This window comes from Kocuria sp. LHG3120 (assembly GCF_049897445.1).
Classification (GTDB): domain Bacteria; phylum Actinomycetota; class Actinomycetes; order Actinomycetales; family Micrococcaceae; genus Kocuria; species Kocuria rosea.
In genome coordinates, this window is the sequence record NZ_JAFCWG010000002.1 from 568,839 (window position 1) to 594,718 (window position 25,880).

The 25,880-nt window shown below is 73.8% G+C and carries 25 protein-coding genes; 7 read left to right on the forward strand and 18 right to left on the reverse strand.

What is annotated here, in order from left to right; all coding sequences use genetic code 11:
* Nucleotides 1–117 precede the first annotated feature (117 nt).
* The 9 genes from ACP7CD_RS06625 to ACP7CD_RS06665 all read right to left on the reverse strand — a co-directional run bounded on the left by ACP7CD_RS06625 (nt 118) and on the right by ACP7CD_RS06665 (nt 7,167).
* Nucleotides 118–519 carry a pyridoxamine 5'-phosphate oxidase family protein gene (locus ACP7CD_RS06625; protein WP_017834639.1) on the reverse strand — a complete coding sequence of 134 codons (402 nt, stop codon included), beginning with the start codon at nt 517–519 and terminating at the stop codon, nt 118–120.
* A gap of 14 nt (nt 520–533) precedes the next feature.
* The gene (locus tag ACP7CD_RS06630) at nt 534–1,367 is read right to left on the reverse strand and encodes an SOS response-associated peptidase (protein WP_095650498.1); all 834 of its coding nucleotides are present in this window, start codon (nt 1,365–1,367) and stop codon (nt 534–536) included.
* A 38-nt stretch (nt 1,368–1,405) separates the two neighbouring features.
* Nucleotides 1,406–2,122 carry a lipoate--protein ligase family protein gene (locus tag ACP7CD_RS06635; protein WP_017834637.1) on the reverse strand — a complete coding sequence of 239 codons (717 nt, stop codon included), beginning with the start codon at nt 2,120–2,122 and terminating at the stop codon, nt 1,406–1,408.
* A 44-nt stretch (nt 2,123–2,166) separates the two neighbouring features.
* Entirely contained in the window at nt 2,167–2,736 is a 570-nt protein-coding gene (locus ACP7CD_RS06640) for a nucleosidase (protein ID WP_017834636.1), read from the reverse strand.
* Nucleotides 2,737–2,892: 156 nt separating this feature from the next.
* Nucleotides 2,893–3,951: an MsnO8 family LLM class oxidoreductase gene (locus tag ACP7CD_RS06645; RefSeq protein ID WP_426119531.1), complete on the reverse strand. Its 1,059-nt coding sequence runs from the start codon at nt 3,949–3,951 to the stop codon at nt 2,893–2,895.
* Nucleotides 3,952–4,077: 126 nt separating this feature from the next.
* Nucleotides 4,078–4,929, reverse strand: a complete 852-nt coding sequence (locus ACP7CD_RS06650) for a Rieske 2Fe-2S domain-containing protein (RefSeq protein WP_426119533.1) — start codon at nt 4,927–4,929, stop codon at nt 4,078–4,080.
* Nucleotides 4,930–5,026: 97 nt separating this feature from the next.
* Nucleotides 5,027–5,491 carry a Fe-S cluster assembly sulfur transfer protein SufU gene (gene sufU, locus ACP7CD_RS06655; protein ID WP_323633194.1) on the reverse strand — a complete coding sequence of 155 codons (465 nt, stop codon included), beginning with the start codon at nt 5,489–5,491 and terminating at the stop codon, nt 5,027–5,029.
* Nucleotides 5,492–5,585: 94 nt separating this feature from the next.
* Nucleotides 5,586–6,869 (reverse strand): aminotransferase class V-fold PLP-dependent enzyme, encoded by a 1,284-nt coding sequence (locus ACP7CD_RS06660; RefSeq protein WP_426119536.1) that lies wholly within the window; start codon nt 6,867–6,869, stop codon nt 5,586–5,588.
* A gap of 67 nt (nt 6,870–6,936) precedes the next feature.
* The gene (locus ACP7CD_RS06665) at nt 6,937–7,167 is read right to left on the reverse strand and encodes a hypothetical protein (RefSeq protein WP_017834631.1); all 231 of its coding nucleotides are present in this window, start codon (nt 7,165–7,167) and stop codon (nt 6,937–6,939) included.
* A gap of 250 nt (nt 7,168–7,417) precedes the next feature.
* On the opposite strand from ACP7CD_RS06665, the gene ACP7CD_RS06670 reads away from it, so the two are divergent.
* Complete coding sequence (locus ACP7CD_RS06670; RefSeq protein WP_426119538.1) at nt 7,418–7,885, forward strand: ArsI/CadI family heavy metal resistance metalloenzyme; 468 nt, start codon at nt 7,418–7,420, stop codon at nt 7,883–7,885.
* 370 nt (nt 7,886–8,255) lie between these two features.
* A complete protein-coding gene (locus ACP7CD_RS06675; RefSeq protein ID WP_426119540.1) occupies nt 8,256–9,494 on the forward strand; it encodes an FG-GAP repeat domain-containing protein in 1,239 nt (412 codons plus the stop codon).
* Between the two features lie 73 nt (nt 9,495–9,567).
* Here ACP7CD_RS06675 and ACP7CD_RS06680 read toward each other — a convergent pair whose 3' ends face one another.
* Nucleotides 9,568–10,053, reverse strand: coding sequence for a hypothetical protein (locus ACP7CD_RS06680; protein ID WP_426119542.1), 486 nt, complete (start codon nt 10,051–10,053; stop codon nt 9,568–9,570).
* Nucleotides 10,054–10,318: 265 nt separating this feature from the next.
* On the opposite strand from ACP7CD_RS06680, the gene ACP7CD_RS06685 reads away from it, so the two are divergent.
* Nucleotides 10,319–11,431: an excalibur calcium-binding domain-containing protein gene (locus ACP7CD_RS06685; RefSeq protein ID WP_426119544.1), complete on the forward strand. Its 1,113-nt coding sequence runs from the start codon at nt 10,319–10,321 to the stop codon at nt 11,429–11,431.
* A gap of 115 nt (nt 11,432–11,546) precedes the next feature.
* Here ACP7CD_RS06685 and ACP7CD_RS06690 read toward each other — a convergent pair whose 3' ends face one another.
* Nucleotides 11,547–11,759, reverse strand: coding sequence for a hypothetical protein (locus ACP7CD_RS06690; RefSeq protein ID WP_426119546.1), 213 nt, complete (start codon nt 11,757–11,759; stop codon nt 11,547–11,549).
* Between the two features lie 166 nt (nt 11,760–11,925).
* Here ACP7CD_RS06690 and ACP7CD_RS06695 point away from each other — a divergent pair, with 166 nt between their 5' ends.
* Nucleotides 11,926–12,654: a hypothetical protein gene (locus ACP7CD_RS06695; RefSeq protein ID WP_426119547.1), complete on the forward strand. Its 729-nt coding sequence runs from the start codon at nt 11,926–11,928 to the stop codon at nt 12,652–12,654.
* Between the two features lie 15 nt (nt 12,655–12,669).
* On the opposite strand, the gene ACP7CD_RS06700 is transcribed toward ACP7CD_RS06695, so the two are convergent.
* From ACP7CD_RS06700 to ACP7CD_RS06715, 4 genes are all read right to left on the reverse strand, one after another.
* Entirely contained in the window at nt 12,670–14,133 is a 1,464-nt protein-coding gene (locus tag ACP7CD_RS06700; RefSeq protein ID WP_426119549.1) for a protein adenylyltransferase SelO, read from the reverse strand.
* A 49-nt stretch (nt 14,134–14,182) separates the two neighbouring features.
* The gene (locus tag ACP7CD_RS06705) at nt 14,183–14,782 is read right to left on the reverse strand and encodes a class I SAM-dependent methyltransferase (RefSeq protein ID WP_426119551.1); all 600 of its coding nucleotides are present in this window, start codon (nt 14,780–14,782) and stop codon (nt 14,183–14,185) included.
* Between the two features lie 80 nt (nt 14,783–14,862).
* Nucleotides 14,863–15,831, reverse strand: a complete 969-nt coding sequence (locus ACP7CD_RS06710) for an ABC transporter substrate-binding protein (RefSeq protein ID WP_426119553.1) — start codon at nt 15,829–15,831, stop codon at nt 14,863–14,865.
* Between the two features lie 93 nt (nt 15,832–15,924).
* Nucleotides 15,925–16,953 carry an FAD-dependent monooxygenase gene (locus ACP7CD_RS06715; protein WP_136340894.1) on the reverse strand — a complete coding sequence of 343 codons (1,029 nt, stop codon included), beginning with the start codon at nt 16,951–16,953 and terminating at the stop codon, nt 15,925–15,927.
* 14 nt (nt 16,954–16,967) lie between these two features.
* Here ACP7CD_RS06715 and ACP7CD_RS06720 point away from each other — a divergent pair, with 14 nt between their 5' ends.
* Entirely contained in the window at nt 16,968–17,672 is a 705-nt protein-coding gene (locus ACP7CD_RS06720) for an IclR family transcriptional regulator (protein ID WP_426119555.1), read from the forward strand.
* Nucleotides 17,673–17,804: 132 nt separating this feature from the next.
* A complete protein-coding gene (locus ACP7CD_RS06725; RefSeq protein WP_426119557.1) occupies nt 17,805–19,304 on the forward strand; it encodes an FAD-dependent monooxygenase in 1,500 nt (499 codons plus the stop codon).
* Here ACP7CD_RS06725 and katG read toward each other — a convergent pair.
* Both katG and ACP7CD_RS06735 read right to left on the reverse strand, forming a co-directional pair.
* Nucleotides 19,273–21,480, reverse strand: a complete 2,208-nt coding sequence (gene katG, locus ACP7CD_RS06730) for a catalase/peroxidase HPI (protein WP_426119559.1) — start codon at nt 21,478–21,480, stop codon at nt 19,273–19,275. The two genes, ACP7CD_RS06725 and katG, sit on opposite strands and share 32 nt — an antisense overlap.
* 105 nt (nt 21,481–21,585) lie before the next feature.
* The gene (locus tag ACP7CD_RS06735; RefSeq protein ID WP_017834620.1) at nt 21,586–22,542 is read right to left on the reverse strand and encodes a M12 family metallopeptidase; all 957 of its coding nucleotides are present in this window, start codon (nt 22,540–22,542) and stop codon (nt 21,586–21,588) included.
* A gap of 496 nt (nt 22,543–23,038) precedes the next feature.
* On the opposite strand from ACP7CD_RS06735, the gene ACP7CD_RS06740 reads away from it, so the two are divergent.
* Entirely contained in the window at nt 23,039–24,019 is a 981-nt protein-coding gene (locus ACP7CD_RS06740; RefSeq protein WP_426119562.1) for a patatin-like phospholipase family protein, read from the forward strand.
* Nucleotides 24,020–24,118: 99 nt separating this feature from the next.
* On the opposite strand, the gene ACP7CD_RS06745 is transcribed toward ACP7CD_RS06740, so the two are convergent.
* Nucleotides 24,119–25,630 carry an MFS transporter gene (locus ACP7CD_RS06745; RefSeq protein ID WP_426119564.1) on the reverse strand — a complete coding sequence of 504 codons (1,512 nt, stop codon included), beginning with the start codon at nt 25,628–25,630 and terminating at the stop codon, nt 24,119–24,121.
* Nucleotides 25,631–25,880: the final 250 nt, after the last annotated feature.

Below are 25,880 nucleotides of genomic sequence, written 5' to 3' on the forward strand. Positions count from 1 at the left end.
GGGCGCGCCGCCCGGGGGCCCGCGGGTGGGCCCGCCGCCCCCACCCGGGCCCGGCCCCGGGCGGTGGACGCGCCCGGGCCCCCGCGTGGGGGGCCCCGGGCCTCTTCTGTGACCGGCTCAGAGCGAGAACTCCTCCCGGACGGGGGGATCGGCGGCGATGTCGACGAATCGCGCCCAGCGGGGGCGCACCGCCACGAGCCGGGTGCTGTCCTTGTCCGTGGCCCCCGGGTGCCGGGACTCCAGCACCTCGCCGGCGTCCTGCGCGGCGGAGCCCTCCAGCACGGCGGCCTCGCCCTCGAGCTGGAACTCCTGGCCCGTCCCGGAGACCACCACGAGGGAGACCCGGGGGTCGGCGAGGAGGTTGGCGTACTTGCGGCTGCGCTCGTTCGTGCCGAAGACCAGCCGCCCGTCCCCGAGGGCCGCGAGGTTGATCCACGCGGACTCGGGGCAGCCGGCGCCGCTGTTGGTCGCCACGACCCCGCCGCCGTGGGCGCGGACGAAGGCGGTGACCCGGTCCACGGGCTCCCGGGGGCTCAGAACAGGCTCCGCTGCGGCTCGACGAGCTCCGGGGAGTTGTTGCGCACGTTGCCGACCGCCGGGCCCACCGGGTCGAGCACCCAGCGGGCGGCCGTCCGGTGCGCCTCGGCCCGGACCAGGTCCACGAGCTGCGGGGCGTCGTCCTCCCCGGGGCGCAGCCAGTCCCCCACGTGCTCGGGCGCCAGCGGGATCGGCATCCGGTCGTGCAGACCGTGCAGCTCCGTGAGCACGGGGTGCTCGTCGGAGGGCTCCGGGGAGTCGGTGGTGAGGATGGAGCAGGACAGCAACCAGGTGCTCCCGCCGCCGTCCCTGCCCGGCTGCAGGGCCGCGGAGTGCAGCTCCGTGCCCTCGGGCACCCGCCACCACTCGTAGATCCCGGCGAACCAGATGGTCTCCTCCGGATCGGCCGGGTGGACGTAGTAGGGCTGCTTGCGCCCGCCCTTCCCGGCGCCGGGCTCCTTCTTCCACTCGTAGTAGCCGTTGGCCGGGACCGCGCACCGGCGGGCCCGGACCGCCTTGCGGAAGGACGGCTTCTCGAGGACGGTCTCCGAGCGGGCGTTGAACATCTTCGACCCGACCGCCGGGTCCTTGGCCCAGCCCGGGACCAGTCCCCAGCGGGCCACGTGCAGCTCGCGCACCAGCTCCCCGTCGTCCCGGCCGTTCCCGCCGGTGAGGCGTTCCAGGACGATCGGCACGTCGGTGGTGGGCGCGGTGTTCCAGTTGGCCCGCAGCCGCTCGGTGTCGGCCTCGCCCAGGCTCTCGTCCGGGACCGCCCCGGTCGCGGCGACGAGGTCGCCCACGGCCCGGGCGATGACGTAGCGTCCGCACATCTGCTGCCTCCTCGGTCTGCCCGGCCCGCGGCCGGGGCTCAGTCGGTGAGCGGCCCGTACCCCAGGTACCGGGAGTACATGCCGTACACCTTGCGGATCCCGCGCTCCACGTCGGCCACGGTGGTGCCCGGGCGCAGGTCGTCCACGGCCCCGGCGGTGGCCGGGTCCCAGTCCAGGTCGAGGGCCGAGTAGACGTCGGTGAGCACCGAGCGGATGGGCTCGGACTGCTCGACCACGAGCACGGTGCTGAAGTACCAGGCGCCCGCGACCACCCGCTGGGCCGTCCCGGCCAGCTTCACCTTCCGGCCCGGGGTGGACGACGACGCCGGGTGTGTCCCGTGCACGCTGTGCTCGCCGGCACAGTACTCGCCCGGGATCTCGCCGACGTCGGCCTCGACCTCGAGCTCCTCCAGGGCGGCCACGATCATGTCGCCGAAGAGCCGGTAGCGGTCCTGGATGCCCGAGGTGGGGTCCTCGGCGGCCTCGAGGTGGTCGATGATCAGGCACCCGCCGTGGTAGGCCGCGGCGCGGCCCCCCACCTTGCGGACCAGGGGCTCGAACCCGCTCTCGCGGGCGGCCCGGGCGGCGTCGGGGAAGCCCGGGCGCAGCTCGTCCCGGCGGCCGAAGGCGACCGTGGGGGCCGGTTCGTACAGGCGCAGGACGGGCCCGCTGCGGCGCACGTCGGCGAGGAGGGTCATGGCGCTCTCGTAGTCCTGCTGGGCGCCCAGGGACTCGCGCTGGCGGAGAAGTTTCATGCTGGCCCCAGTCTAGTGGCGGATCCGGACGGTCCTGCGGCAGGTCACGCCCCGGTGATCCCGCTGCCGCGGAACCAGCGCCCCAGGGCCAGGGCGCTGAGCTCGACCTTCTCGGCCCACGCGACCGCCTCCTCGTCGGCGGCGTCCGAGACGTGCTTGACCATCCGCAGCGGCACGCCCAGGTGCCGGCAGGCCACCGCGATCGCCCAGCCCTCCATGTCCACGAGGTCCGCCCGGGCGGCCAGGGCGTCCCGGGCGGGTCCGCCGGCCACGAAGGAGTCCCCGGTGGCGAGCACGGGGCCGTCGCCGCCGAGCTCGATGACGTTGTCCACGGGGATCCCGGCCGCGCGCAGCAGCTCCTCGTCCACGTCCCGGTTGATGATCCGGGAGGGCTCGAGCACCCCGGTCAGCCCGTGCTTCAGGGCGCCGGCGCTGCCGATGTTGAGCACCGTCAGCTCCGCCCGGCGCGCGGGGTCCGGGCAGCGGGTCAGCACCGCCTCGGTGGTGCGCACCGCCGCGGCCGACATCCCGACACCGGTCAGGACCAGGTCGATGTCCTCCGGGAAGTACTTGGTCTCCAGGGGGTGGGCGGCGAGAACGAGCAGCTGTGGCACCCCGTCACTCTATCCGCACTCCCTCCCGCCCCCGCCCGGCCGGGGCCACCCGCGGGGGGGGGGGGGCCGGGGGGGGGGGGCCAACGCGGCGGGCCCCCCGGGGGGCGCACCCCGGGGGGGGACGGCTATCTCGACCCTCTGGGGCACCCCTTCACTCTATCCGCACTCCCCCCCGCCCCCGCCCGGCCTGCCCTCCCGGGGGGGTGGTCTGGCCGGGCGGGTGGTGAACAGCGCGGCGAGCCGCCGGTCGGAGTCCGCCTGGGCGTCGAGATCGTGCGCGCCACCCGTCACGAGCAGCTCGTCCGCCCCGGTGCGCGCGAGCAGCCGTTCCAGCTGGTCCCGGACCTCCGGGGCCGTGCCGTGGACGGAGGACGTGAGGGTCTCCTGCACGAGGGCCCGCTCCCGGGCCGTGAGCCCGTCCGGCTCCGCGGGCCGTGCGGGCGCCAGGGGCGGGAACTCGCCCCGCGTGCGGGAGGCGGCCAGGGCGCGGGCCTCGGGCAGCAGCAGTTCACGGGCGGCCGCGCGGGTCCGCGCCACCGCGACGTTCGCCGAGACCACCGCGTAGGGCTCCGGCCACCACGACGACGGGCGGAACTGCGCGCGGTACCGCTCGAGCACCGCGGCGCCGCCGCCGGGGCCCTCGCGGAAGATCGCCGGGCCGCCGAGCACCACGGCGAGTCCCGCCCGGGCCGCGGTCTCCACCCCGGCGCCGGTCGCCAGGACGAAGACCGGCGTGGCGGCGTGGTTGCGGGGCCGGGCGGTCACCGGGGCCGCGCCGGAGAGGTGCGCGAGCAGCTCGGCCAGGTCGTCCCCGAAGCGGTCCGCGGCCTCCTTGCCGGTGCGCAGCGCGTCCCGGACCGCGGCGGTAAAGCCGAGGGAGCGGCCCACGCCGAGGTCGATCCGGCCGGGGTGCAGGGCCTCGAGGGTGGCGGCCTGCTCGGCGACCACGAGTGGCTGGTGGTTGGGGAGCATGATCCCGCCGGAGCCGATCCGGAGACGGCGGGTCCGGGCGGCCAGGGCGGCCATCAGCACCGCCGGCGCGGACCCGGCGATCCCGGGCACCGCGTGGTGCTCGGCCACCCAGAACCGGTGGTAGCCCAGCTCCTCCGCACGCTCGGCCCGCTCCACGACGCGGGCGAGGTCCTCGGCCTCCGTGGAGCCGCCCCGGGTGTTGGCGCGGTCGAGGAGGGAGAGCGGGACGTCGGAGAGGGCCATGGTGCGCACAACCCGGGCGGCGCCGGAAGCATTCCGGGCCGCTGCCGCCGTCCGGTGCGGCCAGGAGCAGAGCCCAGGGCGATCAGGGCCGGGGTCCCGGGCGGCAGAGGCCGGAGTCCGGAGTGGTCAGGGCCGGCGCCGGACCTGGATCCGTCCCTCCTCGACGCGGGTCTCGTAGCCGGGCTGCGCGGCAGTCGCCGGTCCGCGGACCACGGCGCCGTCCGCGAGCCGGAAGGTGCTGCCGTGCCAGGGGCAGGTGACGCAGCCGCCGTCGACCGTCCCCTCCTCGAGCGGGCCGCCCAGGTGGCTGCAGACGCTGTCGAGGGCCTCGACCCGGTCCCCGTCGCGGACGATCAGCACCGAGACGCTGCCGGCCGGCACCCGTCGGTGCTCGCCGGCGGCGAGGTCGGCGTCGGCGAGGACGTCGGTCCACCGCCGTGGGCCCCTCCGCCAGGCGGTGCGGTTGACGTTGACGCCCCGCGCGAAGACGAGGTGGCCGCCCAGGTAGCCCCCGCCCGTGACGCAGCCGTAGCCGACCAGGGCGAGGGCCCTGCCGGCACCGCGCCGGCCCCGGAGCCGGGCGGCGAGCGAGGCCGCGTAGAACGTCAGGGCCACGCTGTTGGCGGTCGCGTGCACCAGGCCGATGCGCCGGTCGGCGCCCTGGGTGTCGGACCAGTCGTTGAGCCCGGTCGCCGCCGTGGGAACGGCGGCGGCCAGCCCCGCGGCCACGAGCACGTCGGCGGCGCGGGCCGTGCCGGGGCCGCCGGCCAGGTCCAGCACCGCGGCCATGGTCCACGCGCCGATCGGGACGTCGGTGAGGAGGGGGTGCAGCGGGTGCCCGATCACCGTGCCGCTCAGCACGTTGCGCACCGGCGCGGGCCGCACCGCCCGGCCCACGGCGCGGGCCAGGGGCTCGGCCACCCGGTCCAGCGCCTTCCACGTCTCCACGCGGGCCACCAGGTCCTCAAGCTGTGTCATGACCGCCTCCTCAGCGCCGGGGCGGTCAGTGTCCCACCCCGCGCCGGGCGGGACAAGGACGTCCTCGTGTGTGAAGACCGGTGGCGCCGGGAGCCGTTCAGCCCGCGCGGTCGAGGGCCTCCTCGGCGGCGACCCAGCCGAGCATGGCGCACTTGACGCGGGCCACGAACCGGGAGACCCCGGCGAAGGCGGCGGCGTCGCCGAGGACCTCCTCGTCGGGGACCACGGTGCCCCGCGAGCGCAGGAGGTCCCGGAACGCGCCGATCAGCTCCACCAGCTCGGCCCGCGTCATCCCGGGGGCGGTCTCGGCCAGCACGGAGGCCGCGGCCATGGAGATCGAGCAGCCCTCGCCCTCCCAGCTGAGTCTGGCCACCACCGGCTCCGCGTCCCCGGGGCCGGTCGCGAGCTCGACCCGCACGGTGATCTCGTCGCCGCACGTGGGGTTGTACTGGTGGGACTCCCCGGCCCCGTGCCCGGGTGCCGGGGCGGCCAGGCCCTCGCCGGAGCGCCGTTTGGCGTGGTCGAGGATGACCTCCTGGTACATCCCGTCCAGCGCGCTCATGGGGTCCTCCTCGGTGGGTCCAGTGGGTTCAGTGGGTTCAGTGGGTTCAGTGGGTCCTGCGGCTCCGGCCGCTCCGGTGCGGCGCTCACGGTGCTCAGCCGGCCACGCGGAAGTAGGCGCGGACCCCGGCGAGCTCGGCCAGGAACCGGTCGACGTCGGCGGTGGTGTTGTAGAGGTAGGCGCTCGCCCGTGTGCTGGCGGTCAGCCCCAGCGCCCGGTGCAGCGGCTGGGCGCAGTGGTGGCCCACCCGCACGGCCACCCCGGCGGAGTCCAGCACCTGCCCGACGTCGTGGGCGTGCACCCCCGCCACGTCCACGGCCGCCAGACCCACCCGTTCGGCGCCCGGGGGCGGGCCGATCAACCGGACCCCCTCCAGCTCGGTGAGACCGGCCGCGAGCCGCTGCCCCAGCTCGTGCTCGTGGGCCGCGACCCGCTCCATCCCGATCGCCTGCAGATAGCGCACCGCCTCGGCCAGCGCCACGGCCTGGGCGACCCGCTGGGTGCCGGCCTCGAAGCGGGTCGGAGCCGGCAGGTAGCGGGCGGACTCCATCGTGACCTTCGTGATCATGGATCCGCCGGTGAGGAACGGCGGCATCGCGTCCAGCAGCTCGGACCGCCCCCACAGCGCTCCGATGCCGGTGGGACCGAGCATCTTGTGCCCGGAGAACACCGCGAAGTCGACCCCCAGGGCGGGGAGGTCCACGGGCAGGTGCGGCACCGACTGGCAGGCGTCCAGCACGGTCAGCGCCCCCGCCGCCCGGGCCAGCTCGACGAGACGGGCGACGTCGGTGATCGCGCCGGTGACGTTCGAGACGTGGCTGAAGGCCACCACCCGGGTGCGCTCGCCGATGACCTCGGCGGCGGCCCCGAGATCCAGCACCCCGGTGGCGTCGACGGGGATCCAGCGCAGGGTCGCCCCGGTGCGGGCGGCCAGCTCCTGCCACGGGATGAGGTTGGCGTGGTGCTCGGCCTCCGTGGTGACGATCGCGTCTCCCGGGCCCAGCCGGAAGCGGGCGGCCGTCCCTCCCCCGCGTCCGGCCGAGGCGTTGGAGAAGGAGTAGGTGATCAGGTTGATCGCCTCGGTGGCGTTGGAGGTCCACACCAGCTCCCGCTCGGTGGCCCCCACGAAGCCGGCCACCACCCGGCGGGCCTCCTCGTAGGCGTCGGTGGCCTCCACGGCCAGGGCGTGGGCGCCGCGGTGGACCGCGGCGTTGCGGTGCAGGTAGAACTCCCGCTCGGCGTCCAGGACCGCCAGCGGCTTCTGCGAGGTCGCCCCCGAGTCCAGGTAGACCGACGGGCTGTTCGCCAGCAGCGGGAAGTCCTCCCGCAGCGCACGCACCTCGGGATCGGTCAGGGGCAGCACGTGGTTTCCTTCCATGCTCCGACACTGTACGGGCCGGGGCCGGGGGTTCTCCGGCCCGGCGCCTCCCGGCGTCACGGGCGCGCTACCGGTGGCGGGGGCGCAGATAGGTGTTGCCGTTCGCGTCCTTCTCGACCACGAACTCGTCCTGCAGGTCCTGGTACCACTGCTGCGTCTGCTCGCTGGGCTGGTCCTGCCCCCGGAGGTCGCGGGGACTGCGCACGGCGGGCCCGTAGAAGCGCATGGCGAAGTCGTCGAAGCGCCGGAACAGGCTGCGCCGGGGCTCGTCGTCGTCGGCGTGCTGGTGCTTGCGCATGGTGTCCTTCCGGGTGGCGGGCCGTCTCTTCCCATGATCTCCTGCCGGTCCACGGAAGGCGAACCCGGAACGGTGCGCGTGGAGTCACAGCCGGCGGTACGGGGCGACCAGCGGCCCGCGGTGCGACCAAGTGGACGGCCTGTCAGGAGAACGCCCGGACGTATTGACGACCATCGATGTTGGTGGCACTCTTCCACATAGACGGACGTCGATACCAAGGAGCGTTCGTCGCACCCGAAAGGAACCCGTCATGTCCAGAGTCCAGCTCGCCCTGCGTGTGGCCGACCTCGAGCGCTCCATCGAGTTCTACTCCACCCTGTTCCGCACGGCTCCGGCCAAACGGCGCCCGGGCTACGCCAACTTCGCCATCGCGGAGCCGCCGCTGAAGCTCGTGCTGCTGGAGGGCGAACCCGGTGACAACACCCGCATGGACCACCTCGGCGTGGAGGTGGAGAGCACCGAGATCGTCGAGGCGGCTGCGCAGCGCCTGGCCGACGCCGGCCTGGCCACCCGCCCGGAGGAGCAGACCACCTGCTGCTACGCCGTCCAGGACAAGGTCTGGGTGACCGGACCGGGCCGGGAGCCGTGGGAGGTCTACACCGTCACCGCCGACGCCCGGCCCGACCTCGAGGGCAGGACCGGCCGGGAGCTCTCCGAGGTGGGCGGCGACGGCTCGTGCTGCACCTCCGACCCCCGGCCGGAGCCCGTCAGCCCATGACGGCCCCGCCGCGGTCGGCGACTCCGGCGGGTGCCGCCGACCGCGGCGGGCGCAGGGCCGCCCTCGCCGCACCGCCGGAGCGGTGACCGGAGCAGTGGCCGAGGTGGTGGCCGGGACAGCCTTGTGAACCCGGCCGTCCGATGGCGTCACGAAAGGGAACGCCCCTGGTGACCACCTGATTGCAGGAGTAAACTGACACCCTCAGCTGTTGCGCCTCGGCGCCGGGACGTCGTTCCCGGTGCCACCGGTTCCCCGGAGGCGCACCGCGTCCCGGGGACGTCTCCCGGTCGGCCGGGGGCCGACCGAGGACTCCGGCACGCGCCACCGGCGCCCGTGCCGACGCTCCGTCTCATGACCTCGGGGACCCGCCATGAAACACCCACTCCTCTCGCGCGTGCTCACCGGCGCGTCGGCCACCGTGCTGGCGACCGCCGGGTTCGCCGTGGGCGCACCCGCCCACGCCGCGACCGCTCAGCCCATGTTCTCCTACGCCCAGGGCTGGCGCACCGACCAGCACGTGCGCGAGCTCGCGGACGTCAACGGCGACGGCCGCGCCGACGTCGTGGGCTTCGGCAACACCGGCGTGCAGGTCGCCTTCGGGCAGCCCGACGGCACCTTCAGCACGCCGAGGATGAGCGTGCGCGACTTCGGCGCCGCCCAGGGCTGGCGCAACGACCGGCACGTGCGCACGCTGGCCGACGTCGACGGCGACCGCCGCGACGACATCGTCGGTTTCGGCAACGCCGGCGTCTACGTGGCCTACTCCCAGGGCGACGGCAGCTTCACCGCGCCGCAGCTCAAGGTCCGCGACTTCGGCTGGAACCAGGGCTGGCGGGTCGACATGCACCCGCGCGAGCTCGCCGACCTCAACGGGAACCTGACGGCCGACATCGTGGGCTTCGGGTACTCGGGCGTCACCATCTCCCACGCTCTGTCCAACCGGACGTTCACCGGCACCGGCAAGCGCATCGACAGCTTCGGCTGGGACCGCGGCTGGCGGGTCGACAAGAACCCGCGGCTGCTCGCCGACGTCGACGGCAACAGCACCGCCGACATCGTCGGTTTCGGCGACGCCGGGACGTACGTCTCCTACTTCTCCGCCCTGGGCGACACGTTCACCCAGCCCGCGCTGGAGATCCGCAACTTCGGCTACGCCCAGGGCTGGCGCGTGGACCAGCACCCGCGGATGCTGGCCGACGTCAATGTCAACCCCGCCGGCAACGCCGCGGCGGACATCATCGGCTTCGGCTACTCCGGGGTCTCCGTGGCGCACTCGCTCAACGGAGGGAACTACACCGGCGTGGCACTGCGGGTGAACGACTTCGGCCAGGCCCAGGGGTGGCGGGGCGACCGGCACCTGCGGACCCACGCGGACATCAACGTCGACGGCATCCAGGACCTGGTGGGCTTCGGCAACGCCGGGGTCTACGTGGCCCACGGCCGGGCGGACGGCACCTTCGCCCCGGTGTACCTGAAGGTCGCCGCCTTCGGCTACGACCAGGGGTGGACGGAGGACCGGTATCCGCGCCTGCTCGGTGACGTCAACGGCGACGGCCGCGACGACGTCGTCGGCTTCGGGCACTCGGCCACGTACGTGCAGCTCTCGTGAGCCCGCCGGCCGCGATCCGTCGCGGCCGGGCCACGGCTCCGCCCCCGTCCGCACGGACAGGGACGGGGCCGTGCTACGTGACGGGCTTCGGCTCCGTGCCGCGCTCGTGCACGTAGGCGGCCATGGTGATCACGGTGACGAGCTGCACGGCGACCACCACGAAGGTCCAGCCGCCCTCCGCGACGACGTAGACGGCGGCGGAGACGGCGAGCACCAGCGGCAGGACGCGCGACGCGGCGAGCGCGCGGCCGGACTCCCCGGGTGCCCCCGGCGGGTCGGGGCCGGGGCCGTGCCCGGCGGCCGGCTCTGTGTGCTCCGGGTGCCCAAGGTGCTCCGGGTGCCCCGGGGGCTCCGGGGCGGGCTCGGCGGGCTCGATCCGTCGGCGTCGCGCGGTGTGGACGGTGCTGACCAGCACCGCCAGGTAGAGGGCCGCGACGAGACCGGTGACGAACAGCATGACGGTGCCGTCGTCGTCTCCGATGCACAGCCCCACGACGAGACCGAGGGCCACCGGCAGGAGCCAGAGCCCCAGGAGCAGCCTGTCGCGCACGGTCAGCACGAGGCCCTCCCCCCGTTCGACGATCCCCGTGACCGCATCCTCGCACCCGGCGACCCCGCGTGTCTGACCCCTCATCCGGGGATGGCGCGGGCGTCCCCGGACGGCGCGGTAACCTCCGGCGTCACACACGCGGGGGCGGCCGTCCTCTGCGGCGCGCCGTGCGGTGCCGGACGGGCACCGCACGTAGAACAGGAGGGTGCCTCGCGCGATCCCCCGACGCGTGCCCTCCCCCAGGCGCACTTCCTCTCGTCCCCCCAGGAGCACCATGCGCACCACCCTCTTCCCCTCGCCTGCCCCGGGAGCAGACCCGGCGTCCCGCCGCGGTGTCGCCGCGGGCAGGCGGATCGTGGCGGGGCCGCTGCACCTCGTCCTGGCGATCGGGCTGGTGGCGGGCTGCGCGTCCAGCACCGCGTCCACCGACCCGGCCCCCGGCCCCGTCCCGGGGACCGTGACGACGGTGCCCGCCGCCCCCTCCCCGAGCGCCGAGCCCGGCAGCACGCCCTCGCCCACGGCCTCGAGGACCCCGGGGACGGTCACCACGGTCACCCCGTCGCCGAGCTCCGCCCCGGAGCCGGCGGAGACCCCCGTCCGGGCCGTCGCCCCGCCCTCGGGGGCGTTCCTCGCCCTGGAGGACCTGCCGGTCGCCGCCGCCGGGACGATGTCCGACTACGACCGTGACGCCCTGTTCGGCGGGTGGATCGACGCCGACGGCGACTGCGAGGACTCCCGCAACGAGGTCCTGGCCCGGGACCTGACCGACATCACCTCCGCCGACGGGTGCAGGGTCGACACCGGCACGCTCGCCGACCCGTACACGGGGGCGTCCATCGACTTCGTCCGCGGGGTCGCGACCTCCGCCGACGTCCAGGTGGACCACGTGGTCTCGCTCGGCAACGCCTGGGTCACCGGGGCGCGCCGGCTCTCCCCGGCCGACCGCGTGGCCCTCGCCAACGACCCGCTGAACCTGCTGGCGGTCGACGGCCCGGCCAACGGCTCGAAGTCCGACCTGGACGCCTCGCGGTGGCTGCCCCCGAACCGGGCCTTCGCCTGCGAGATGGTGGCCGTCCAGATCGCGGTGAAGACCCGCTACGGCCTGTGGGTCACCGCCCCGGAGAGGACCGCCATGGCCGAGGTGCTCTCCGGCTGCCCCGACCAGCAGCTGCCCGGCGGCACGCCGTTCGGCGACATCCCCGGAGGCGCAGGGGCCGCCCCGGCGCCCGCCGAGGAGGCCCCGGCCGGTCAGGCTCCCGTGCCCGCGGACGTGCACTACGCCAACTGCACGGCCGCCCGGGAGGCCGGCGCCGCGCCGCTGCTGCGCGGGGAGCCCGGTTACCGCGAGGCCCTGGACGGCGACTCCGACGGGGTCGCGTGCGAGTAGGACGACACCGGGACGGGGACCGGAGGACGGACGCCACCCGCTGCGCCGCCGCCCCCGCCGTCCCCGCGGCCGCCGCCGGCCGGCGCCGGCCGGCGCCGCGGACGCGCGGCCGCGCTCAGCCCTGCCAGGCGGTCCGACCACCGGCGCGGCCGGCGAACTCCGCCGCGCGGCGGTGCGGCAGCGCGTCCCACAGGGACCCCGCGGCCATGCCGACGAACCACAAGCACGGGAACCACCAGCGCCCGCCGCCCAGGTACAGATAGCACGACACGACGAGGACGAGGGTCAGCGCGATGTTGAGGAACATCAGCGTCATCTGGTGCGGCACAGCGGCCCCCTTCACAGTTCTGCGGCATGCCCTCCGCATCGTGGCACGGCCCGCCCCTCCCCGTCTGACCCCTCTTGGGTGGGCAACTCTCCGGCGGGCCACCCCGGTTCGCCGCCCGGCCCGCCTACAGTGGGAACCCCGCCCCCCAGCGAAGCAGAGGCACCCCATGAGCACGAAGGCCGTCGTCACCAGTCTGTTCCTCGCGTCCGGTCTCGCCCTGGCCGGCTGCGCCGGCGACCCCCCGGCCCAGGAGGACATCCCCGCCGCCCGGACCTCGCCCTCCCCCTCGGGCACGGCCCCGGAGCCGACCCCCGAGCCCACGGAGCCCCAGGAGTCCACCGAGCCCGCGGAGCAGCCCGACGACGCCGACGAGGAGCCGGCCGCGGAGTCGCCGGCGCAGCCCGGGGCCGCGCCCGCGGAGCCCGTCCCCGCCGACGCGTGGTCCGCGTTCTCCACGACGCCCGAAGGACAGCCGTACGCCGGGACCGTCTCCGGGATCGAGCAGCAGGCGGCCCCGGGCGGCGGTCTCGTGCACCGGCTCACCGCGGACACGAACGACCGCGCCGTGGCCGTCGAGATCTGCCGGGCCTACCAGTCAGCGATGAGCACCGGCCAGGACCGGATCGACGTCGTCGACACCGTCGGGCAGCTCCTCGCCTTCGCCCCGGGCGGCCCCGGCACCTGCCAGGTGCAGGTCAGCACGGACGTCGGGGCCGTGCCCTTCCCGGCGAAGTTCAGCTACGAGGAGGCACTGGCCGCGTGGCGGAGCGGGGTGCCCTACTACGACGCCTTCTGCATCAACTACGACCCGGTGACGGAGGCCGGCGCCGCCCAGTGCACGGGCATCGAGAACGGCACCGTGGACAGCGTGACCGGGGAGTACATCGGCGGCTGACCGCGGGCCGGCGCCTCAGGTCCCGCAGTAGGTCGTGTAGGCGCCGAAGTCCTCCGGGGGGCCGGCGGCGTAGCGCTCCAGGCCCGGACGCTCCTCGTAGGGGGCGGTCACCGCCTCAAGGAGCCGTCCCAGCGGGTCGAGGTCGCCGTCCACGGCGGCGGCGAGGGCCTCCTCCACGAGGTGGTTGCGGGGGATGTGCACGGGATTGACGCGGTCCATCGCCTCGGGGTCCGGCCCCACGGCGAGCCAGCGCTCGGCCCAGGCGTCGAAGGCCGGCAGGTCGAGGACCAGGTCGCGCGCGGCGGTCGCGCCGGTGCGGGCGGTCCCGGCGAGGGCGCGGAAGAACGAGGTCCAGTCGACGCGGTTCTGCTGGAGCAGCACGAGCAGGTCGTCGACCAGGAACGAGGCGACCTCGTCGTCGAGGTCCTCGGGCAGGCCGAGCTTCGAGCGGATCCCCGCGGACCAGGCCGCGCTGTACTGCGGCGCGAACGCCCCGAGCGCCCCCTCCGCCAGGGACACCGCCCGGTCCTGGTCCTCGTCCAGCAGCGGCAGCATGGCCTCGGCGAGCCGGGCGAGGTTCCACTGCGCGGCGACCGGCTGGTTCCGGTAGGAGTAGCGCCCGCCGTGGTCGATCGAGCTGTAGACCGCGGCCGGGTCGAAGGCGTCCAGGAACGCGCACGGCCCGTAGTCGATGGTCTCCCCCGAGATGGTCGTGTTGTCGGTGTTCATCACCCCGTGCACGAACCCCAGGAGCATCCACCGGGCCACGAGCGAGGCCTGGGCGGCGACGACCGCCTCGAACAGCGCGAGGTACGGGTGTTCCGCGCCGGCGGCGCCGGGGTGGTGGCGGCTGATGGCGTGGTCGGCGAGCCGGCGCAGGAGGTCGGGGTCGCCCGTGGCGCGGGCGTACTGGAAGGTGCCCACGCGCAGGTGGCTGCTCGCCACCCGGGCGAGCACGGCCCCCGGCATCAGGGTCTCGCGGCGCACCTGCCGCCCGGTGGCCACCACGGCCAGGGACCGGGTGGTGGGGACGCCCAGGGCGTGCATCGCCTCGCTGACGATGTACTCGCGCAGCATGGGCCCGATCGCCGCGAGACCGTCGCCGCCGCGCGCGAACGGCGTCCGCCCGGAGCCCTTGAGGTGCAGGTCCCGCCGGCGGCCGCCGGCGTCCACGATCTCGCCCAGCAGCAGGGCGCGCCCGTCGCCGAGGCGCGGGGAGAACGCGCCGAACTGGTGCCCGGAGTAGGCCTGCGCCACCGGTGTCGCCCCGGGCGGCACGAGGTTGCCGACCAGCAGGCGTGCGCCCTCCGGGCCGCTGAGCCACTCCGGGTCCAGCCCCAGGTCAACGGCGAGGGGCTCGTTGAGCACCAGCAGCCGGGGTTCGGCGACGTCGTCGGCCCGCCAGGGCACGGACAGCTCCCCCAGCTCCTGGGCGAAGCGGCTCTCGAAGGTGACGGTGGACAGGGCTGCGGTGCTCACGATGTCCACGCTACCCCGCGGACCCGTCGCCGCCGAGGGGTCGGCGGGATCAGGAGTGCCCGGCGGTCCGCAGCACGGCCACGAGGAAGTCGCTGTCCGCCCGGAACGGGCGCAGGTCCCAGGTGGAGAGCAGCACATCGGGCACGAGCCCGGCCCGCTCGGCGTCCTGCAGGAACTCCGCGAACGGGTAGCCGCGGCCGGCGCCGAAGCCCACGGCCACCCGGCCGTCGGCGGCCAGGTGGAGGCGGAGACGGCGCAGCACCTCGAGGCGCGTGCTGGGGGCCAGGAAGGCCATCACGTTGCCGGCGCACACCACGGCGTCGAAGGGCTCCGGGACGCCCCGGGCGGGCAGGTCCAGCTCGGCCAGGTCCCCCACGAGCCACCGGGGACCCGGGTGGTCCTCCTGGGCGGCGGAGACCAGCGCGGGGTCGACGTCGACCCCGACGACGGTGTGCCCGCGGCGGTGCAGGTGGCCGCCCAGCCGGCCGGGACCGCACCCGGCGTCGAGGATCCGGGAGCCGGGCGGGACCATGGCCTCGACCAGCCGCGCCTCCCCCACGACGTCCTCACCGGCGGCCGCCATGGCCCGGAACCGTTCGACGTACCACGACGAGTGCCCGGGATCCGCGCGCACCTTCTGCATCCACATGCTCTGCTCGACCACACGGCCAGGGTACCGCCCGCCGGTCGGGTGCCTGTGCGACGGCGCTGCGCTGCGCGCCGGCTCGTTCAGTCCGCGACGACGGCCCCGACGTCGACCGGTTCGCTGATGAGTCCGTGCTCCCGCATCTGCTCCTCGATGAACTCCAGGGACTCGACGTCGATCTCGGACTTCCACTGCGGGAGGGTCATGGACCCGGCGACCTCGGGCGTCACACGGGCCAGGTCGGGCAGCGCGGTGCGGAACGCGTCCGGGTCCTCCGCCACGGACGCGGCGGTGGCCTCCAGTCCGTTCCGAAAGGCCTCGATCACCTCGGGGTTCTGCTCGCGGTACTCCTGGGTGGCCAGGTAGGACCCGACCATCAGGCCGGGGCGGGCCTCCACGTACGGCCACAGGACGGGCCGGGCCCCGGACTCCGCGCCGATGGTGACGAACGGCTCGATCTCCCACGCCGCGTCGATCTGTCCCCGCTCGAGAGCGGGGATCATGTCGGGGAAGCCGATCTCCACGAACTCGACGCCGGCCGGATCCACCCCGTGCTCCTCCAGCGCGGCGGAGATGGTGACGTCGCCGATGTTCTCGAGGGTGTTGACCGCGATGGTGCTGCCGGCCAGGTCCGCCGGTTCGCGGATGTCGCTGTTCTCCGCGACGAGCACGGCCGAGAAGTCCTCCCCCTCGGTCTCGGAGCCGAAGGTGCCCGGAGCCACCATGGTGATGGGCAGGCCCTTCTCCACGGCCAGCAGGGCGCTGACCGTGTTGGAGCCGGCCAGCTGCAGCCCGCCGCTCATCAGTCCGGGCACGGCCGCCGCCCCGCCGGCGCTGACGTCGACGGTGACGTCGAGGCCCTGCTCCTCGAAGAAGCCCTGCTGCACGCCGTAGTTCAGGTATGCGGAGGGGACGCCGGCGGTCTCGGCGACATTGACGGCGACGGGTGCGGCCGGGTCCAGCCCCTCGGCCTCCGGGGACTCGGCCCCGGTCCCGCATCCGGCCAGCAGCAGGGCTGCGGCGGCCGCGCTGACGAGTGGCATGCGCTTCATCGTGGACTCCTTCGTCGTGTGGTCGTGTGGTCGTGCGGTGCATCGCGGTGGTGACGTGCCCGGTGTCCTGGGCGCACGGGGCGCACGGGGCGCTCAGCCGGTCCGGTCCGGGCCGTCCGCGGCCCGGAGCTCGTCGAGGCTGTAGCCGGCGACCTGCTGGTACCGCCGGGAGATCGCGGCGATCTCCTCCGCGCTGATGACGTCCTCGATCCGGTCGAAGGGCCGGTCCCCGGTGCGTTCCCACACCTCGCGGATGATGGTGTCCGGCGGGGACGTCCGGTTGGCCAGGACCACGGCCGACGTCCGGGGCAGCCGCTCGGCCTCGTAGTCGGCGAGCGCCTGCAGCGGGCCGGTGCCGGCGGCCAGCAGCTCGGCGAGCCGGTGCGCGTCGAGGACGGCCTGGCCGGCGCCGTTGGACCCGCGCGGCACCATGGGGTGGGCCGCGTCGCCGAGCAGGGTCACCCGGCCGAAGGTCCAGCGCGGGAGCGGGTCCTGGTCCACCATCGGGTACTCGAGCACGGTCTCGGCGCCCGTGATGAGCGCGGGGACGTCCAGCCAGTCGAACGTCCAGTCCTGGAAGACGCCCAGGAAGTCCTCCAGGCGGCCCTCCCTCGTCCAGTCGCGGCGGGCCCGCTGCGGGGCCTCGAGCTCGGCGACCCAGTTGACGAGCTGGTTGCCGTCGTCGTCGATGTCGCGGATGGGGTAGACCACCATCTTGCCGCTGGCGAGCCAGCCGATCCGCGCCATGCTCGCGCCTGCGAGGAAGGGCGGCGCCACGGTCGTGCCGCGCCACATGGTGACCCCGGAGTACCGCGGCTCGCCCTCGTCCGGATAGAACTGCCGGCGCACCGCGGAGTGGACGCCGTCACAGGCGACGACGACGTCCGAGCGGACGTCGGGCAGCTCGGCGCCGTCGCTGGTCCGGGTGAACCGGGCGACGGCGCCGGCGCCGTCCTGGTCCACGGACTCGCACCGGTGGTCGGTGACCACCGCGTCCTCGCCCAGGCGCTCGCGCACGGCGTCGAGGAGCACCTGCTGCAGGTCGCCGCGGTGGATCGAGAACTGCGGGCTGTCGTACCCGGCGTGACGCCCCGCCGGCTCGGCGTGGATGATCTGCCCGATCGAACGCCCTGCGGTTGCTGCTGATGCTCCGCGACCGCGACTCCCTCCGGGTCACGGACGCCGCCGCGGAGCTGGGCGTGGCCCGCTCCACGGCCCACCGGCTCCTCATGACCCTGGCCCACGAGGGCTTCGTCCAGCAGGAGCGCAACTCCTGCGCCTACCGGCCGGGTCCGCAGCTGCTCGAGTTCGCGCTCTCCTCCGCCGGCATCCCGGAGCTGCGCCAGGTCGCGCACCCGCTCCTGGAGACGCTCTGCGCCGCCCTCGAGGAGACCGTCAACCTCATGGTCCTCGAGGGGCCGAGTGTGCGGTTCGTCGACAGCGTGGAGTGCGACCGTCCCGTGCGGGTCAGCGGACGGACCGGCGCCCTGCTCTCGGTGCACGCCACGGCCGGCGGCAAGGTCCTCCTGGCCCCGGCGGACCCGGCGGCGGCTCAGGCCCTGCTCGAGGCCGGCCTCCCCCGCATGACCGGGCGCACCACCACGAGCCCCAGGATCCTGCGCGAGGAGCTGGCGGACATCCGGCGTTCCGGCTACGCGCTCAATCTCGGCGAGAGCCTCGACGGCCTGCACGCGGCGGCCGTTCCCGTCACCGACGCAGCGGGCAGGGCCCTGGCGGCGCTGGCCGTGAGCGTCCCGGCCGACCGGGGCGGCCTCTCGGGTCTGCGGCGCCACGTGCGCGCACTGCAGGAGACGGCGGGACAGATCGGCGGACTGCTCTGACCGGCGGTAACCGGGCCCGTCCGTTCCCCTCCGTTTCCAAGCTATAGCGCTCCCGGGGGCTTGTGGCAAGACCCCCTGCGCGCCGCAGAATGCTCGGGCCGGGAGCGGCACCTGCGGACGGAGGGGCAGCAGATGGACGAGCACGCGGTGGTCGTCGGCGGCGGGCCGACGGGTCTGATGCTGGCGGGAGAGCTGGCGCTGGCGGGGGTCGACGTCGTCGTCCTCGAGCGGAGGACCGGTCAGGAGCTCGTCGGCTCGCGCGCCGGCGGGCTGCACGCGCGGACCATCGAGGTCCTCGACCAGCGCGGCGTCGCCGACCGGTTCCTCACCGAGGGCACGACCGCCCAGGTCGCCGGGTTCGCCGGCACCCCCCTGGACATCAGCGACTTCCCCACCCGTCACCCCTACGGTCTCGCGCTGTGGCAGAACCACATCGAGCGGCTCCTGGCCGGCTGGATCGGCGAGCTGGGGGTACCGATCCGCTACGGGCACGAGGTGACGGGCGTGGCCCAGGACGGCACGGGCGTCGGCGTCGAGTCCGCCGACGGCCGACCGCTGCGGGCGCAGTACGTCGTCGGGTGCGACGGAGGGCGGAGCCGGATCCGGAAGGCTGCGGGCATCGGGTTCCCCGGGTGGGACCCGACGACGAGCAGTCTGCTCGCCGAGGTGGAGCTGGCCGAGGAGCCGGAGTGGGGCATCCACCAGGACGCCGTCGGCAAGCACGCCTTCCGCCGGCCCCAGGACGGAGGTCCGGCGGGGGTCATGGTGACCGAGCGCCACGTGGGGCCCGGCCGTGAGCCCACCCTGCGCGATCTCCGCGCGGCGCTCGTCGCGGTGTACGGGACGGACTACGGGGTGCACAGCCCCACCTGGATCACGCGGTTCACCGACACGACCCGGCAGGCGGCGTCCTACCGGAGCGGGCGCGTCCTGCTGGCCGGCGACGCCGCGCACGTGCACGCCCCGGACGGTGGGCAGGGCCTCAACACCGGGGTGCAGGACGCGGTGAACCTGGGCTGGAAGCTGGCCCAGGTCGTCGGAGGGACCTCACCGGAGGACCTCCTGGACAGCTACCACGCCGAACGACACCCGGTGGCCGCCCGCTTGCTGCGCCTCACCATGGCGCAGGTCGCGCTGCGCCGCCCCGACGACCGCGTCCGGGCCGTGGGCGAGACGGTCGCCGAGCTCCTGGCCATGGACGAGCCGCGCCGGCGGTACGCGGCGACGATGTCCGGCCTGGACATCCACTACGACCTCGGCGCGGGACACCCGCTGCTCGGGCGCCGCATGCCTGATCTCGACCTCCGCACGGCCGGCGGCCCGGCGCGGGTCTTCGCCCTCCTGCACGAGGCACGGCCGGTGCTGCTCGAGCTCGGCACGCCCGGCGGTGTCGACATCGGGCCCTGGGCGGACCGCGTGCGACTGGTCACCGCCGCGCACCACGGCCGCTGGGAGCTCCCGGTGCTCGGGCCGGTCACCCCGCCCACCGCGGTGCTGATCCGGCCGGACGGGCACGTGGCCTGGGTGGGCGAGGGCGACACGTCAGGGCTCGAGGCCGCGCTCACCACCTGGTGCGGTCCGCCGGCGGGGCCCCGTGCCGTCAGCGCAGATCGAACCGGTCGAGCTCCATGACCTTGACCCACGCGGCGACGAAGTCGCGCACGAACTTCTCCTGCGCGTCGTCGCTCGCATAGACCTCCGAGATCGCCCGCAGCTGGGAGTGCGAGCCGAAGACCAGATCGGCGGCGGTGGCCGTCCACCTGAGCTCGTCCGTGGCGAGATCACGGATCTCGAAGACCTCCTCCGAATCCTCGGACGCCCTCCACTCCGTGCCGGCGGTGAGGAGATTGACGAAGAAGTCGTTGGTCAGCGCCTCCTTCCGGTCGGTGAGGACACCGTGCTCCGACTGCCCGTGGTTCGTCCCCAGGCTCCGCATGCCGCCGACCAGGACCGTCATCTCGGGGGCGGTGATGTTGAGCATGTACGCGCGGTCGAGCAGCAGCGTCTCGGGCGAGAGCCGCACGTCGGACTGCACGAAGTTCCGGAAGCCGTCGGCCTGCGGCTCGAGCACCGCGAAGGACTCGACGTCGGTCTGCTCCTGCGCGGCGTCCGTGCGCCCGGGCCGGAACGGGACCTGGACCGGGTGACCGGCGTTCCGGGCCGCGCGCTCGACGGCCGCGCAGCCGCCGAGCACGATCAGGTCGGCCAGCGAGATCCTCGTGCCGTCGGACCGACCGCCGTTGAAGTCCTCCCGGACCTGCTCGAGGACGCGCAGCACCTCGGCCAGCCGCCCCGGCTCGTTCACCTCCCAGCCGCGCTGCGGCTCGAGCCGGATGCGGGCGCCGTTGGCCCCTCCCCGGTTGTCGGTGCCCCGGAAGCTCGCCGCGGAGGCCCACGCCGTGGAGGCCAGCTGCGCCACGGTCAGCCCCGAGCCGAGGAGGGTCTCCTTCAGGGCGGCGACGTCCTCGTCCCCGACCAGCTCGTGGTCGACCGCCGGGACCGGGTCCTGCCACAGCTGCGGCTCCGGGACCCACGGCCCCAGGAAGCGCGTGACCGGGCCCATGTCGCGGTGCAGCAGCTTGTACCAGGCCTTGGCGAACGCCTCGGCGAACTCGTCCGGGTGCTCGTGGAACCGCCGCGAGATCTTCTCGTACACCGGGTCCGCCCGGAGCGCGAGGTCGGTCGTCAGCATCGTCGGCCGGTGCTTCCGCCCCGGGTCGAAGGCGTCCGGGACGGTCTCGGTCGCGTCCTCGGCGACCCACTGGTGGGCCCCCGGCGGGCACTCGGTCAGCTCCCACTCGTGGCCGAACAGGTTGCCGAAGAAGCCGTTGCCCCACTGGGTCGGGGTGCTGGTCCAGGTCACCTCCAGACCGCTGGTGATCGTGTCCGGCCCCTTGCCCGTCCCGTAGCTGCTCCTCCAGCCCAGGCCCTGCCCCGTGACCGGGCACGCCTCGGGCTCGGGGCCCACGTGGTCGGCGGGCCCGGCCCCGTGGGTCTTCCCGAAGGAGTGCCCGCCGGCGATGAGCGCGACCGTCTCCTCGTCGTTCATGGCCATGCGGCCGAACGTGTCGCGGATGTCCCGGGCGGACGCGAGCGGGTCGGGGTTGCCGCCGGGGCCCTCGGGGTTGACGTAGATCAGTCCCATCTGGACCGCGGCCAGCGGGCCCGAGAGCTCGCGATCGCCGGCGTAGCGCTCGTCGCCGAGCCAGGTGTCCTCCGGGCCCCAGAACATCTCCTCGGGCTCCCACACGTCCTCGCGCCCGAAGCCGAAGCCGAACGTCCGGAAGCCCATCGACTCGAGCGCCACGTTCCCTGCGAGCACCAGCAGGTCGGCCCACGAGATCTTCCGGCCGTACTTCTGCTTGACCGGCCACAGCAGGCGCCGGGCCTTGTCCAGGTTGGCGTTGTCCGGCCAGCTGTTGAGCGGGGCGAACCGCTGGGCGCCCTCCCCGGCTCCCCCGCGGCCGTCCGCGATCCGGTAGGTGCCGGCCGAGTGCCAGCTCATCCGGATGAACAGCCCTCCGTAGTGCCCGAAGTCGGCGGGCCACCAGTCCTGCGAGGTGGTCATGAGCTCGACGAGGTCGCGCTTGAGCTCCTCGACGTCGAGCGTGGCGAACTCCTTCGCGTAGTCGAAGTCGGGGCCCAGCGGGTCGGTCGTGGTCGAGTGCTTCCGCAGGACGTTCAGGTCCAGCTGGTTGGGCCACCAGTCCTGGACCGTCCGCGGCTGACCGGTCTTGGGGGTGGGCGCGTCGATCGCCGGGTTCTCGCTCTCGCTGCCGTGCACGGGAGCATCAGGCGTCTGGGACATGGGTCTTCCTTCCAGGATGGCGGTACCGGTCCGGGGCCGGCGGTGGCCGGGTGGGGTGCTTGGCCGAGGGGCGCCGCTCAGGGAACCGAGCCGGTCCCGCCCCGGCTACCAGCACATGATGGCGGTGTCCCCGGACTGTCCTGCCCAGGCGAGCCTGACGCGGACGACGTACCGCCTCCCCCGGAAGAGCTTCGCCGACAGGGTGGAGTTGCGGTCCTCCCCGCTGTCGTCGTCGCCGGCGAGGAAGCGCAGCTCTCCGTCGACCTCCTCGAAGAGCACCAGGGTGGTGTCCGCCGTCCCGAAGGTGGCGATCTGGTGCTTCCGCGACAGGGCGGGGGTGATCTCGAAGTCCGCCTGCTGCCCCGGGACCAGGGTCAGGGGCGTGGACCGGAACGGCTCGAGCGTCGGGAGCACGTGCGGCAGGACCGGGTAGAACTTCCGCACCCAGTCCTGGTCCTTGGCCGACAGGCCGCCCGGAGGGCTGATGCCCGGCTGGTAGCGGGCGGGCTCCTTGATGAGGCCTCCGGGGAAGGAGTACTGCATCACCGAGTCGGGGTCCCAGGTCGAGCCCTCCACCTCGTCCTGGCCCAGTTTGCGCAGGACGTTGTGGTGTGTGGTCTCCGGGGACCAGTGGTTCGGTGCCCCGGCGAAGAACGCGTAGACCTTCGCCTCGTCCCAGACGATCCCGGCGAACGGGTTCTGGTGCTCGTGGGGCAGGCCCATCGTGTGGCCGATCTCGTGCAGCGCCGTGGTGCGCCCGTACTCGTCGGTCAGGTCCCAGCCGAAGTTCATGGTCGCGTCCTGGGTGCCGATCGTCAGGACGTCCCTGCCCAGATAGGACCACGACCCGTCGGCCTGGTCGAAGGAGATCCGGACCTCGGCCTCCCCCGGCTCGTCCACCTCCTGGAACCCGAGGCCGATCTCCAGGTCCTTCCACTCCCGGAACGCGCTGCGCACCGCCTGGCGCTGCGGCTCGGGGCCCTCCCGGAACGCGTAGCGGAGCACTGTCCCGTTGACCCACTTCTGGGCCATCACCCGGACGAGGCGCTGTCTGATGCCCACCAGCCCCTCCGGGAGGGGACGCACGATGCGCGGCTTGGCAGCACAGTAGGGACGAACTGAGGAATTCATCGTTCTCGGCTCCTGGACAAGCGCCTGTCGTGTGATCGCGACTCCCGCACGTCCCGTTCGGGATGGCAGGAGGACCCCCGGCAACCGTTCTCCAACGCTTTCTTGCGGCGTACGGAGAATACCGGCGGAGTGATGTGCATCGACATAATCACGGGTGGGTCGCACGTCAAAGCAGACGGACGTTCCCGTGCTGCGGCTGTGACCATGTGACGCCGAGATGAAGAATTCCCGTGCACGGGTTCGGGCCCAGGTCAGAGCGTGTTTCGATGTGCTGACGGGAATTCCGGGAATTTTCGCGACCGCTGATTGTTGTCCGGCGATTTCTTTCCCGTCACACGGGGCCCGATATCGGGCAGCCGTTCCGTGCCCGCACGGCATTTGCTGTACTGACCTCGGGGATCGAACCTGCCGAAGGGGCGTGGACAGCATGGAACGGTATGCCGACCTGGTGCTGGAGGGCGGGGGCGTCAAGGGCATCGCCCTGGTCGGGGCCATCGAGGTCCTCGAGGAGCACGGCTACCACTTCAAACGGGTCGCCGGCACCTCCGCCGGTGCCATCGTCGGGGCCCTGGTCGCCGCCGGCGCCCCGGCGAGCAAGCTGGTGGACATCATCGGCTCCGTCCAGTACCCGGACTTCCGCGACGGCTCCCGCCTCACGCGCTACACCGCCGGCAAGGCCGCCGGGATCCTCGCCCGCAACGGCATCTACCTCGGCGAGCACCTCCGATCCTGGTTGCAGTCCCAGCTCGACGAGTACGGGGTGCGGACCTTCGCCGACCTGCCCTACACCGACGAGGAACGGCCCCCCGCCCCGGAGCGCTCCTACCGGCTGGTGGTCACCGCCTCGGACATCAGCAGGGGCCGGCTGCGCTACCTGCCCTGGGACTACGACGACTTCGGCCGTGACCGGGGCGCCCAGCACGTGGTCGAGGCGGTCCGGGCCTCGATGTCCATCCCCTTCTTCTACCGGCCCGTCCGCTGGGACACCGCCGACGGGAAGAAGGCCTGGCTGGTCGACGGCGGCATGCTCTCCAACTTCCCGATCGCCGCCTTCGACGCCCCGCCGGGCACCGTTCCGAGGTGGCCGACACTGGGCATCAAGCTCTCGGCCCATCCGGACGCGGTCCAGGGCAAGGGTTACCCGATCAAGGGGCCGGTGAGTATGAGCCGGGCCATGCTCAAGACCATGACCGGCTTCTACGACCAGATGCACATCGAATCCCTCGACGCCCAGGCCCGCACGATCTTCGTCGACACCGGCGCCATCCGTGCCACCGACTTCAACCTCACCGACGAGGACCGGGACTTCCTCTACCGCAGCGGCCGGGCCGCCGCCGAGAAGTTCCTCGACGGCTCGGCCACCCGCCCACCGTGGGACTTCGACGCCTACATCGCCGCACACCGCTGAGGCGTGCGCAGGCCTGCCAATCCGGTCGAGCCAGAGTGCCGGAACCGTCCCGCCCGCCGGCCGGAAGCCCGGGCTCACCGGGCCGGCCGTGGGACTCGCTCATCCGGAGGACGGGGAGGCAGTGACGCCGTCCGCGGCGTCCTCCGCCGCGACCTGGGCGTACGACGCCGAGACCCGGCGGTAGACCGGGGTCAGGAAGGCCAGCAGCGCGGCGGCGATCATGACGATGCCGGCCACCAGGAACACCAGGGCGATGCCGCGTGAGGTGCCCTCGCCGAGCAGCGGGGCCAGCTGGGCGCCGCCCTCCGCGGACCGCGCGTACGGGATGATCCAGAACTGGGCGATCGGTGCGATGAGGAACGCGGTGACCGGCGCCGCCGCGGACTCGAACGCCATGGCGAAGCCGAAGACACGGCCCTGCCGCTCCAGCGGCACGACCCGCTGGATGACCGTCTGTTCCGCCGCCTCCACGAAGGGGAAGAGCACCATGTAGAGCCAGATGCCCAGGACGTACAGCCAGGCCCACTCCCGCACGGTGAACACCGCGCCGAGCACGCCCATCGCCATCACCGCGAACAACATGGTGCGCAGCGGATTGGACCCCAGCCCGAACTTGCCGATCAGCGCCCCGCCCACGATGAAGCCGGTGGCGCCGAGCGCGAAGACCGCGCCCCAGATCTCCACGGGGAACATCTCCAGACCGTACGGGTCCATCAGGGCCATGTAGACGCCGCCGATGAAGTTGTTGAACGTCGAGAACAGGATCAGCGCGAACAGCCCGGACACGGCCAGCACGGCGGCGAACGCCCCCCGCAGGTCGAAGCTGCCGTGGGCGTCCGTGGCCGCGGCGCGCACCTCCTCGGGCATGCGCAGCGTCAACAGGTGCCCGAAGGCCACGGCCGTGAGCGCCACGGCGACCACGACCGTCCAGCCCATGCCCAGCAGTCCGACCGAGAGCCCGGAGAGCACCGAGGTCACGATGAACATCAGGCCCTGCACCATGCCCACCAGGCCGTTGGCGTTGGCGCGCCGGTCCGGCTCGATGAGGATCGTGACCGTGGTGGACAGGGCGATGTTGCGCATGTTCTCGACCACCGCCCCGATCAGGACGACCAGGGCGAAGACCCAGATCCACGGGCGGGTCAGGTCCGCCATCGAGGCCGCCGGGGCGAGGAGGAACAGGACGCCCGCCAGCACGAACATCACCAGGGTGAAGGCTGCGGCGAAGCGCATCACGGCGAGCTTGCGGTAGCGGTCCACGAAGGTGCCGAAGCTGATGCTGGAGAGCGCGATGAGCAGCATGTAGGCGCCGCCGACCACCCCGGTGGCGATGACGTTGCGCGTCTCCAGATACACCCAGAACGTCAGGGCGAACCAGAGGTAGCTGGTCGTGATGTTGGCGAGGGCGGTGTTCACCAGGATCCCGGCGAAGGTGCGGGACCGCTGCGCCGGGCTGCGCACCGAGGTGTCCACGGCCTCGGGATCGACCAGTCCCGGTGGTGTCCCGGCGTCATCGGTCGGAGCGGACGTGGCGGTCGCGTCCGCGGGAAGTGCCGCACGGCCTGCGGGTGCCGAGGCGGCCCGGGACCGGCCCGGTTCCTGCTCGTTCATGCGGCTCAGTCTAGTGACGGGCGCGGACAGGCTAACGGCCCGGAGCCGACGACGGAACGCCGCCGTGACCGCCCGGCGACCCGCCACCCCCGGGTCCGGCCGAGCACGCCGCACCGGATGATCCCCGCCGAACAGACCCGCCGTTCCGAGGCCGACTAGCCCGCGCCTCGTGCTGAGGGCGCACGAGGATCCTCGCTCGCGCGTGGGCGCGCCGTCATCCGGGGGCAACGGGTTGACCCCCGGATCCCGT